10 protein-coding genes and 3 tRNA genes are annotated in these 11,016 nt (G+C 35.9%); 3 read left to right on the top strand and 10 right to left on the bottom strand.

Annotated elements, in window-relative coordinates:
• Positions 1–188 precede the first annotated feature (188 nt).
• The 4 genes from AB3I20_RS12560 to AB3I20_RS12575 form a co-directional block, all read right to left on the bottom strand.
• Positions 189–1,910: a septation ring formation regulator EzrA gene (locus AB3I20_RS12560; protein ID WP_075491913.1), complete on the bottom strand. Its 1,722-nt coding sequence runs from the start codon at positions 1,908–1,910 to the stop codon at positions 189–191.
• A 232-nt stretch (positions 1,911–2,142) separates the two neighbouring features.
• Positions 2,143–2,679, bottom strand: a complete 537-nt coding sequence (locus AB3I20_RS12565) for an HAD family hydrolase (protein WP_067480217.1) — start codon at positions 2,677–2,679, stop codon at positions 2,143–2,145.
• A 34-nt stretch (positions 2,680–2,713) separates the two neighbouring features.
• The gene (locus AB3I20_RS12570) at positions 2,714–3,559 is read right to left on the bottom strand and encodes a Cof-type HAD-IIB family hydrolase (RefSeq protein WP_067480214.1); all 846 of its coding nucleotides are present in this window, start codon (positions 3,557–3,559) and stop codon (positions 2,714–2,716) included.
• A gap of 17 nt (positions 3,560–3,576) precedes the next feature.
• Positions 3,577–4,410, bottom strand: a complete 834-nt coding sequence (locus AB3I20_RS12575) for a DUF72 domain-containing protein (RefSeq protein WP_071869410.1) — start codon at positions 4,408–4,410, stop codon at positions 3,577–3,579.
• A 247-nt stretch (positions 4,411–4,657) separates the two neighbouring features.
• Between AB3I20_RS12575 and AB3I20_RS12580 the strand changes: the two genes are divergently transcribed.
• A complete protein-coding gene (locus tag AB3I20_RS12580) occupies positions 4,658–5,626 on the top strand; it encodes an asparaginase (protein ID WP_071869409.1) in 969 nt (322 codons plus the stop codon).
• A 63-nt stretch (positions 5,627–5,689) separates the two neighbouring features.
• Here AB3I20_RS12580 and AB3I20_RS12585 read toward each other — a convergent pair whose 3' ends face one another.
• The 4 genes from AB3I20_RS12585 to AB3I20_RS12600 form a co-directional block, all read right to left on the bottom strand.
• Entirely contained in the window at positions 5,690–6,427 is a 738-nt protein-coding gene (locus AB3I20_RS12585; protein ID WP_067480208.1) for an acyl-ACP thioesterase domain-containing protein, read from the bottom strand.
• Between the two features lie 15 nt (positions 6,428–6,442).
• A complete protein-coding gene (locus AB3I20_RS12590) occupies positions 6,443–7,276 on the bottom strand; it encodes a fructosamine kinase family protein (RefSeq protein ID WP_071869408.1) in 834 nt (277 codons plus the stop codon).
• Positions 7,277–7,512: 236 nt separating this feature from the next.
• Positions 7,513–8,841: an aminopeptidase C gene (locus tag AB3I20_RS12595; RefSeq protein ID WP_067481320.1), complete on the bottom strand. Its 1,329-nt coding sequence runs from the start codon at positions 8,839–8,841 to the stop codon at positions 7,513–7,515.
• A gap of 151 nt (positions 8,842–8,992) precedes the next feature.
• A tRNA-Asn gene (locus AB3I20_RS12600) sits at positions 8,993–9,066 on the bottom strand.
• A gap of 261 nt (positions 9,067–9,327) precedes the next feature.
• Here AB3I20_RS12600 and AB3I20_RS12605 point away from each other — a divergent pair.
• Together AB3I20_RS12605 and AB3I20_RS12610 are read left to right on the top strand one after the other, a co-directional pair.
• Positions 9,328–9,400, top strand: a tRNA-Thr gene (locus tag AB3I20_RS12605).
• A gap of 336 nt (positions 9,401–9,736) precedes the next feature.
• Entirely contained in the window at positions 9,737–10,369 is a 633-nt protein-coding gene (locus AB3I20_RS12610) for a cadmium resistance transporter (RefSeq protein WP_071869444.1), read from the top strand.
• 67 nt (positions 10,370–10,436) lie between these two features.
• On the opposite strand, the gene AB3I20_RS12615 is transcribed toward AB3I20_RS12610, so the two are convergent.
• Both AB3I20_RS12615 and AB3I20_RS12620 read right to left on the bottom strand, forming a co-directional pair.
• On the bottom strand, positions 10,437–10,799 hold the full coding sequence (locus AB3I20_RS12615) for an iron-sulfur cluster biosynthesis family protein (RefSeq protein ID WP_270346550.1): 363 nt from the start codon (positions 10,797–10,799) through the stop codon (positions 10,437–10,439).
• 134 nt (positions 10,800–10,933) lie between these two features.
• Positions 10,934–11,007: transfer RNA gene (locus AB3I20_RS12620), tRNA-Asn, on the bottom strand.
• Between the last annotated feature and the right edge of the window lie 9 nt (positions 11,008–11,016).

Here is an 11,016-nt window from a genome sequence, read left to right on the forward strand (position 1 = left end):
GAAAAAGGTTGTGGCGCAAAACGTTCAGCTCCGAAAAGATAGCAAACAACTGACAAAACACTACCTCTCCAAAAAAATTTTCCACAGCTTACTTTCTTCCATTAAACAGACAAAAAAAGAAAGTAGGATCAGTTTCCCACTTTCTTTTCTTTATTTATTGTTGATTATGCAAACTAAGCGTTGGCTAACTAAACTAAGTCAGGATTATTGAAGTAAAAATCTTCAATTCGCTTAAATGCACCTGGTTCCACACGTTCTAATGCTGTGCCGATTTCATCCAAAGCTTCTTGATATTGATTTTCTTTATTAAATAAATAAAAACTTTTATCAATTGCTTCTTTGATTTCTGCATGAGTATGACGATAACGATTTGCATATTGCAACATTTGTTCAGTCAATGCAGCAGCATCTACTAAGTCATGCGTTTTCTTATCCAGTAGTTCCAAATCTTCTTCGCAAAGATCAACTAAGCGATTGACTTCTTCCATGTTGATTCTGATTTTATTCAAAACAACACTTAATTCTTCAATTCGGTCAGTTGCTACGTAGAAGAACTCTAGATAGTCTTTTGGTAAGCCTGGCAAACGTTGTTTTTCAACAAAACGTTTTAGACTACGCAATTTAAATTCAAACACATCGATTTTTTCTTGCGCAATCTTTTCACCTTTTCGTAATTCATGTAATGAGTCATCGATTTCAATTTGCTGAGTTTCGATATCTTCCAAGACTTTGAAGACATTCTTGTAAAAAGTCCGTACTTCAGAATAAGGAATCTCATGTTTCTCAATTTGTGGTGTCATCTGTGTATTTTGGCGCTCGATTTCTTCCACTTCAGATTGGAAACCACGTACTCGACCAATCTCGTTATGATTTAGTGCATAGCTTTGAGAAGTATGATCCAATTCAATCAGTAATTGACGATTGTTTTTTGTTGCATGTGTGATATACTCGTCAATCGTTGCTTGATTTTTCATCACATATGCTTTGGCTTCCATTTCTCTTTCTAATACATCGTATAACGAATCGATCAAATCAGCTGTTTCACGATTTTCGATTTCAACCGTTTCAACTTCTGTTTTTTCGAGATTCGCAAGTGAACTTTCAATTCGTTTGTTCACACGCTCAATATCGTTCGCAAAATCTTCCTCTGGGAAAACATATTCTTCCTTCAAAAGCTTTGTATAAGTGTCGTTGATCTCTTCGATTTGTTCTGGGAAAGTTGTATTCAAGTCTTCGAATAAAGGTGGTACTTTTTTCATCCAAGCTTCAACTTCATACGTACGCTTTTCAGCATTATCCAAAACTTCACGGGCTTCGACAGGATCACCTGAGGTATTTAACGTTACAAATTTAGTAAATTCATCTTCAATCGTCTTAATTTGTTTGCGTAACTCAGCGATTGCCGGACCGTACTCGTTTTCGTCCTCATTGACTTTTTTCTTCAATTCTTCATAGACATCCAAAGCTTGTTGGACAGCTAAAGAGTTACGTTCTTCTGTTTCGCGCAATTCTTTTAAACCATCACGGATCTCAGTAACTTCTTTTTCCATTTTATCCATAGTAGCTTCAGCAACTAGGACAGCTTTCTTGCCTTTTAAAAATCGAAAACTTTCATTGAGGTTCTCAACTTCAAAAATTTGGCTTTCTAACTCAGCAAATGAAGAGGTAGATATGTCGTTCCATTTTTGACTCCATTCACGAAAAGTATTTTGGCTTTGCCCAACCAGATGCATCTTCTTTACATCATCAACTTCTTCTATCACAGGCAAGTCGAATAATTCTTCCTTGCGTTTTTCCAAAGCATTCAACCGGTCTTGATTTTTTTTCTTTAGCAAATAACCAACCAGAAAAACGACGATGGCTACAATAATAATTGCAGTGACGATTCCGATGATAACATTACTTCCCATTTAAGGTTCCTCCGTTTTCAATGTGCATCTCTTTACGCACGAAATAACATTCTTTCACGCATAAAAACCAATAGTAATCTTTCGTGTAAAAAGACATCTATCTTAGATTATAGCACACTCTTTTCGAGCATTCACTAACTTAGAAAAAAATCTTTCATTTTTATCTAAGCAAAACATAACGAAATTTTGGTTATTTAATTTACATTCAGACTTGAATTTAATCAAGGAGCAATTACTCTTTTTCTGTGATTTTTTGTTGTGCTTGAGCAATTTGATTCGCAATTTCTTGTTTAATTCGTGGCTCAGGCGCGTAGTCTTTTTCCCAATTTTCAGGTTTCAATACTTTATTGGTCACAGGATGATAATGTGGTTGTTGATCTGGAAAGAGTTTTCCCATATTTGCTTGATGCACAATATCAAAAATGTTCGTTGGATCAACGCCTAAAAGTGAAAATGATCCGTAAGTAAAGTACAAGATATCTGTTAGTGCATCAACTTGTTCAACGAGTGGCTGTTGCCCCCAGTGTTCTTTGGTTAGCATCTTTTGTTCTGCTTGATCGATTGCTTCATGAAGTTGTTGGACAGCCTGATGAAGCTGATCTTTTTGCCCATTAGTCGTTGCAGCAATCAGCTCGACTAATTCTTCTGCTTTGAATCCAGCACGATAAATCGCTTCTTTTTCTGAAAATGCAGTGGGCTGCTCTGGTTTTCTTGGATCAAATACTGCATGAAATTCTTCCACTTGCTCAAAAGGCGTCTTGTCTGACATCTTGTTTATTCCCTTCCATTAATCCTTAATTGGTTTATTTTGATGTTCCGATTCCAAAGTGTTGAAATGCTGCAAATATCCCGGCTTGGTCGTTTGTTTTCGTGATATAATCTGCGGCTGCTTTTACGCTCGGCTGCCCATTTTCCATCGCGACACCAATACCAACACCTTTCAACATCTCTACATCATTAAAATGATCGCCAAACGCCATGATTTCGGACATTTCAATGCCTTTTGCTTTGGCAAATGCCTGAATTCCTAACAATTTGGACCCCCCTTTAGGAATCATGTCAACGGTATAGGTATTCGAACGTTGAAACGTACACTCTGGGAAAGTTTTACTTAATTTTTGTTGTTCCGACTCTGCGCTCAACAAAATACATTGATAAACTGGCTCTTTCAGAATGGGCAAAGTTTCATACCTTTCTTTTTGTCGGTGTGGACTAAAAAGTTGCAACATTTTTTTTAATAAACGGACCGGAAATTTTTTTGGTAATAACGCAACTAAACGTTTGATATTTGTTGACTGGGCAAGAAGCATTGTAGACGATCCTTCTAAACGATCTCTTCCGCCAAATAAAATTTGTCGATGATTTTCATCTGAAAATACAACGATTTTTTGTAAAACAGCTGGTGTAAAAGGCTGACTAACCAGTGTCTCTTCTGCTGTAAAAACAAGTTGACCATTGTAGACCACATACATATCAAGATCTAGCCCGTCTAACATTTCCTCTAATCGTATAGGACTTCGCCCTGTAGCTACCCCACATAAGATTCCTTGTTTTTGGGCTTCCTGGATTGCTTTTTTTGTTGACGCAAGCACTTTTGAATGACTATTAACCAGTGTGCCATCGATATCAAAAAAGATTGCTTTAATCATATGTCTCCGACTCCTTCTTAGAATAAGTCAATCTGGGTTGGATTCAGTCCCTCTGGCTTAAGCCCCAAAATACGTTGTAATGCCAACGCATTTTCAGCAGCATCTCCGCCAGAATTATTATTGAAAATAATTCCGATTTCTTGCGTTTCGTCTTGTAAAGCGATGATTTCTTGCGCTAATTCTTCTAGTTCTTCTTCCGAATAACGGTAAAGTGTTCGTTTCTTGCGCCAATCTGCATCATTTGCTTGCCAGCCTTGCACATTTCGACCGTGAAAACGAAATAAAGTGAAGGCCTCATTCGTGATAAACAAATCTCGAGGAACCGTTGCATTCAATAATTGCGGCTCATCAATAATTGCTAATGAAAACTGCGCACGACGCATAAAATCATGTGTTCTTTCTAAATAGTTTTCGCTGTACCAAGAATAGTCACGTAATTCAATTGCGACAGGTAAGCCCTTAAACCAAGCATGTAATTTGCGTAAATATGCGACACTTTCTTTTGTACATTTAAACGAAGCAGGAAATTGAATCAAAAAGCAAAATAACTTACCAGCATCACTCATCGGCTTCATCACATCTAAAAACTTATCAATCATTTCTTTCTCAGACTGATAATAGTCTTGCCAATTTCCCTGACCACTAATACCTTGATAGGCTTTCACAACAAAACGAAAAGAATCAGGAACTTCTTGAATCCATTTTTCAACAGATGTTTTCCTGGGAATTCCATAATAAGCGGTATCTAATTCAACAAGCGGTAAAAATGCGCCATATTCAAACAAGGTATTATTTTTTTTACCGGTTAATTTATCATGTTCTTTAAATGAGGTCAGACCTACACGAATCATCTACTTCCCTCCTAATTTGTTTTAGCAAAGAGCTTTCTAAAAATGAAAAACTCAACTGCATTCTCCGCTAAGATAGTGGAAAATAAGCTGAGTTATCTAAATACTTCCATAAGCATAGACTTTTATTTGTCTTTTTATCAACAGAATCAACCAAATCTCACTTGTTTTCATAGATAGCAAAACTCTTTTATATAGTATACAATAAGCATGAAACTCTATGCAAAATTATTGGTAAGGAAGTCGTCGAATGAAAAAAATTCTTGTACTACACACTGGCGGAACAATCGCCATGAAAGAAAATGTTTTAACCGGTGGCGTCAGTCCAGATGTTGCCAATCCATTAATGGATGCAGAAATCCAAATTCCCGAAAATGTGGAGCTATTAGTTGAAGATATCTTTAATCTTCCCTCCCCACATATCATGCCAAATCATATGCTGATTTTGAAGAATCGAATTCAAGAAGCGATCAAAGCTGGCGTATCAGGTGTCGTTATTACACATGGTACAGATACATTAGAAGAAACAGCTTTCTTTTTAGATACAACGATTGGCGAGCAACTTCCGATTGTCTTAACAGGGGCGATGCGCTCTAGTAATGAACTTGGTAGTGACGGCTTATATAATTTTGAAAGTGCGATTCGAGTAGCTAGTTGTGCTGAAGCAAAAGATAAAGGTGTCCTGATTGTGATGAATGATGAGATTCATTCCGCACGTTACGTAACGAAAACACACACCACAAACGTAGCTACTTTCCGAACACCAACTTTAGGTCCCATTGGTTTAGTTACTAAAAATCGAATTCTTTTTATGCAAGAACTCTTGCCTACTCGTCACTTAGATATTGCAACAGTGGATGGTGTCATTCCAATTGTAAAAGCCTATGCAGGAATGCACGGAGAATTGATTGAAGCACTAGCTCACACTAAAGTAGATGGCTTAGTTATTGAAGCCCTCGGTGCAGGAAATCTTCCACCACAAACACTTGCTGCATTAAAAAAACTACTTATTCAAAAAATTCCAATAGTTCTTGTTTCAAGATGCTTTAATGGAATTGCTGAACCAGTCTATGATTATTCTGGTGGCGGTAAAGAACTGGAAGACATGGGTGTGATTTTCTGCGATAGCATCAATAGTCAAAAAGCACGACTAAAATTGTTAATTGCGCTCAACTATGGTCTTTCTGCGAAAGAACTAGTTACATTTATTCATAACTAAAGAAATCAAAACAAAAAGAGGTTGGAATGTACCAAATGTACAGCTATTCCAGCCTCTCTTTAATTATTTATGCTCCCACATGATATTCGCTTCACAGTAAATTTGATCCTGCATTCGAATTTCATGTCTAGTTTTAACACCATTTTCCACAGGAATTTGTTCAAAATGACTTTCGATTTCGTGACCATACTCAACCTCTTTATCAAAGCGAATCACGACACTTTTTGGTACATGCGTTGTTAAGAACTCACGGCCCAAAACATCAATCATCCAGTTAAAATACATTGCATTATTCACATGCTGATTGCTATCAATGTCATAAAATCGAACGCGATAAGGCAACATAAAACCTGCTTCAATTTTCTCGATTTTAGGTTGTCTTTTAATTTTTTTGATTTTTTCACTTTCAAAAGGTGCGATGATTTCTTCATTCACACTACTCATTTTTCGATTCACAAAGTCCATCAAAACAAACACAGAATCAATCTTTACTAATTCATTTCCTGCTTCATCATGAATCCAGAAGTTTCGATAGCAAAAATATTTATTATACTCCATTGCTTGGGTTGTCACATTGACGATTTCACCCACTCGTGGAAGTCGTGTAATTTCCATCGAATAATTAGTTATCACCCATGTTAACCCAAAATTTTTGATAAAGTCACTACTTCTCCCCAGCGAATCACTTTGATCCTCTGATGTTTTAATCACGATTCCTAGCATTGCTGGAAAAGTCATCGTTTGATTAATATCACATTCGTAATATGCTACTTCATGTTTTCTGGAATATTTCTTTGCCAAAAAATTATCCTCCTCTTACTTCCTAGCTAATAATTGATCAACTTGCGCACCATAACTTTCGCCAAACATATTCAAGTGAGCAAGTAAATAATATAACTGATAGACAGGTAAACGTTCTTCCCAGCCTTTATCCAGCGGATTTAGTTCTTGATAGCCTACTAAAAATTCAGGGCGAAAACCGCCAAATAACTGACTCATGGCTATATCTTGCTCGCGATTACCATATGAAACAGCTGGGTCAATCAACACTGGATGTCCTTGTTGGTCAAAGAAAACATTACCACTCCACAGGTCACCATGCAAGAGGCTCGGGATAATCTTTTGTTTCCCGACATCTCGTAAAAAAGCTTCTTTGAATCGAAAAAATTTTTCTTGTCGCCAGTGATTCCAATGATTATTCGCTTCTGCAATCATGAGTTGCTTTTCTAGTCGATTCTTAAAGAAAAAGGTCCACCAATTTTCTTCAAAAGTATTCGTTTGTTCCAAAATACCTAAATAATTATCTTCATAAAAACCAAATTGTGGTGCCGTTGCTTGATGTACTGTTGCCAAGGCACGTCCTAAGTCTGCTTGATCCCCACTTCCAGGCTCAATCCATTCCATTAGCAAGTAAGCTCCTTCGATTGTTTCGCCTAATAAATAGGTTTCAGGAACTCTGACATAAGGTGACAATTCTTTCAAACCATTCACTTCGACTTCAAAAAAACGACGTTTGACTTTTGGGTGAATCTTTAAAAAATAAGTTCTCGTTTGGTCTTCGATTCGATATGCCTGATTGACATCCCCACCAACAACTGGTACAACTTTACCAGTCAGATTTAATTCTTTTAGCACCGATTGAATTTCCATCTTATTCCCCCCCTAATGTAAATAACTCAGCCCTTTCATTTCTCAATTACCCACAGCACTTATTTAACCTTTCTGTTATTAAAAATTATAGCATAGCTGATTAAAAAAACATTGTTCCTCGATTGAAGAACAAAACTAAAAAAACCAGTTCAGAGCAAATCAAGTCAATGATTTGTCTAAACTGGATTTCTTTCGAATAATCAACTATTTAGGCCATACAGCCCATACTATTTCGATTAAGCTAAAGCGCCCATTGGATCCCAAGGTGCTAAAACAATTGGTTCTGCGTTAAATGCCGCAAGTTGTTCTTCAGTTAATAAGTCTTTTCGAACAACGATTTGATAAGTATACTCATCCATCCATTCATCACTCATTACAAAGAAACCTTTTGTTCCAACTTTTTCTCCCCAACTATTTTCAACTTTCCATTTAGTTGATTGATCGTCCACTAGATCAACACCCGTTAAGACCATTGCATGGGTCATCAAGCTTTCACCAAAATCTAAACGTTCAGCTTTAGTCATTGTAAAATCAACATCAAATAAATCATTCATATCATACGCGTCTAGCGCCATGATTCCACTATCTCTAGTTGAAGATTGACCTACATCGCAGCCAAACCAAACAGATTCTCCTTGTTCCAATTGTGCAATCGCTAATTTTTTAAATGTTTCCATATCAACATTTAGATATTTAACTTCTTTTCCACCAACGACATTGCCTAACATTTCAACTGTATATGAGCGATCAAAAGGCTTGTCTTCAGTTGGCGCATTAATGATGCTAACATAGTCGTCCAAATTCACACCAACATACTTATCGTAAAACGTTTTTGGTGTTAGATTTTGGTCGATATGGTAATTTTTGTCTTCATCACGGTATTCAAAATCAAAAGATTCTGGTGGTGTGCCTAATGAAATAGCCAAAAATTGATACACTTCTTTAAGCATTCCTTCTTTTTTAGCTTGAATTTCTGCTTCAGGTAATCCTTCAGCAACCATTTTGCGCAAAGTAACTGCATCTTTACGTAAAATTTTGTTTAAATAATTATTTAAGTCGCGAGAATTAGAACTATTTGCACTTTCTGGCATAACAGATTTAGGAACTACTCCATATTTTTGGAATAAAGAAACAATCATATCCCATTGGCCACCATCTTGTTGTGGTGTTGCTAACAAGAAGGCTACTTTACGGCTTGTTAAATCCTCTTTACCAGTTGCAATAACATTTTCATAGAAATAATTTGCTTTTTCATACTTATCCCAGAAAAAAGTATAATTCTGTGATAATTCAAAATCTTTTAATTGAAATTGAGTAAGCATTTTATGACGGAACGTATTCAATGCTGCAAACATCCAGCAGCGTCCAGATTGTTTTTGATTTGCGACATTCCCTGTTGCTAAATCAATTGAAAATACGGGTGTATTTGCAACATGAGCAGAAATATTCTCTGCTGATGCAGAAATTCCGTTTTTCACAACGGTACGCTGTAGCGCCTGTTGTTTATTGTTTTCTAAAAATTGTTCCTCAAATTTTTTTGTCATCTCAGGTGTAATAGCTGACATCCAATCATCCTTTCCAAATCCATGATACAACCATCATTCTACTCTTCTACTCTACTAATTTCAATCTGCTAAATAGACTTTCCCAAGGAGAACAACTATTCAAATGGAAAACAAAAAAACACAACTCCAAAAAGTTGTGTTTTTATTCTTACTCCGGCAGTAGGACTCGAACCTACGACATCATGATTAACAGTCATGCGCTACTACCAACTGAGCTATGCCGGAATCAAGTACATAAATATAATAGCAATTTATTCCATCACGTGCAATACTTTTTTTGTTTTTTTTAAGGTTTTTTTGCTAGAAAAAGGTCATTGCTCTTTCCGTTATTTTCAAATGCGGTAAACTACTTTCTCATTCATAAAATACCATACAAAATAATTCTCTAACTCACTTATTTCCAATCCATTATGTTCACTTTTCACTATAAATAGGATTGACAAATTTCAATATTTTCGCTATTCTATTAGTTGTAAAAATATTCATGCCGCTTTAGCTCAGCTGGTAGAGCACCACCATGGTAAGGTGGGGGTCGACGGTTCGAGCCCGTCAAGTGGCTTCCTTAAAGGCGTCAGAATGTGTTATAAAAACACCCATTCTGATGTCTTTTTTTGATTATTTATTTTCCAGCTCTCTTAACCAATGCTCATTGAATTAGGATTCAAGAACTGCTTAGACTTATTTAACTAAAATAAGGTGTACAACACTCGTGACTAAATTTTTAGCCTGGAACTGTTCTTTTTTTTTAACTCTCCTCACTCAAAACTTCTTGCAACGATTAAACCATCGTCTGATTTTATAGTGACCACTCTCTCACTAACACACTAACTAAATAAAACGTTATAATTAAGTATAAGATTATTTTATTTATCCTTAAATGTGAGGAGGGATTTCAATGCTTACAACACTTACTACTAGTTTGATTTCTTTTATCAGCACCAACATTGATGACATTTTTATATTAACCATTTTATTTTCTCAAGTTGGAAAAAATTTATCAAAAAAAGATATTGTTCTTGGACAATATTTAGGAGTAGGGCTCTTAGTTCTATTTAGTATTTTGGCATCTCACAGTTTGAATCGAATTCAAACGGAGTATTTAGGTTTGCTAGGCATCATTCCAATTTTTCTAGGAATTAAGTCTTGGCTTGATTTTGTGAAAAATAAAAAAAGAACTGTTTCGATCGAGAAAGACTCCTCAGCTAACAAAGCAGATCTCACAGATGAAACTCTATTAACAAGTGGCTTACGACCACATTTTTTAAATGTTACTCTTTTAACTCTTGGCAATGGCTCAAATAATATTGGAATTTACGTCCCCCTATTTAGTAGGTATTCTGTCATTGATTTAATTATAACTGTTCTTATATTTATAATTATGATTGCTATCTGGTGTTATTTCAGTTTCAAATTAGCCAATCTTTCCTTTATACAGGAGGAACTTCATCGGCATCAAGTATTTATTATACCAGTCATCTTTATTGGCTTAGGAATCTATATTCTTATTGACAGTGGTTTGTTTAACTAAAAAAACGCTCTAATGTATCAAAAATTTATACATTAGAGCGTTTTTCTTATTTAATTGAAGAGTTGCATTAGACAATTTTGTTAGGGCGAAGATCCACTAATTGAACATGGCTGTCTAACATACCACTAGGACTCGATAATTGGAATACACCTAGTCGTGTATCAAGTGACAAAGTCATCGCTTCATCCATGTACATTTTGGAGTAGTCTTTCACATAAAGCTCGCCGACATCACTATCCAAAACTAATTGATATTCTTCTCTTTTTTGTGTTTTGTCTAAAATCAATAGACGAAAGCTAGTGTCTAATGAGCAGACACCCATTTTAGAATACACACCTACGCCATCATCTAGATCAAGAATTACAGTTGCTTCTTCATCTAAATATTTTTGTAATCGTTCTTGTGCTTCAGTAGAAATTTTTAAATACATTATTTAAAACCTCCTTTATTCTTCCAAAAAAATGCTAACACATATTAATAAATATAGCGAGACACTTGCCTCATCGACTGACACAACAAAAAAAGAAGGAAGAAATCGTTAAGATTTCTTCCTTCTTTTTAGTACTCCGGCAGTAGGACTCGAACCTACGACATCATGATTAACAGTCATGCGCTACTACCAACTGAGCTATGCCGGAATAATACCA

Source organism: Enterococcus sp. C50 (assembly GCF_040887505.1).
Lineage (GTDB): Bacteria > Bacillota > Bacilli > Lactobacillales > Enterococcaceae > Enterococcus_B > Enterococcus_B thailandicus.

Coding starts and splice junctions, on each gene's coding strand:
- AB3I20_RS12565 (WP_067480217.1), bottom strand. CDS start 2,679: ATGTCAGACAAGACGCCTTTTGAGCAAGTGGAAGAATTTCATGCAGTA.
- AB3I20_RS12590 (WP_071869408.1), bottom strand. CDS start 7,276: ATGGAAATTCAATCGGTGCTAAAAGAATTAAATCTGACTGGTAAAGTT.
- AB3I20_RS12575 (WP_071869410.1), bottom strand. CDS start 4,410: ATGATTCGTGTAGGTCTGACCTCATTTAAAGAACATGATAAATTAACC.
- AB3I20_RS12595 (WP_067481320.1), bottom strand. CDS start 8,841: ATGTCAGCTATTACACCTGAGATGACAAAAAAATTTGAGGAACAATTT.
- AB3I20_RS12570 (WP_067480214.1), bottom strand. CDS start 3,559: ATGATTAAAGCAATCTTTTTTGATATCGATGGCACACTGGTTAATAGT.
- AB3I20_RS12615 (WP_270346550.1), bottom strand. CDS start 10,799: ATGTATTTAAAAATTTCTACTGAAGCACAAGAACGATTACAAAAATAT.
- AB3I20_RS12610 (WP_071869444.1), top strand. CDS start 9,737: ATGCTTACAACACTTACTACTAGTTTGATTTCTTTTATCAGCACCAAC.
- AB3I20_RS12580 (WP_071869409.1), top strand. CDS start 4,658: ATGAAAAAAATTCTTGTACTACACACTGGCGGAACAATCGCCATGAAA.
- AB3I20_RS12560 (WP_075491913.1), bottom strand. CDS start 1,910: ATGGGAAGTAATGTTATCATCGGAATCGTCACTGCAATTATTATTGTA.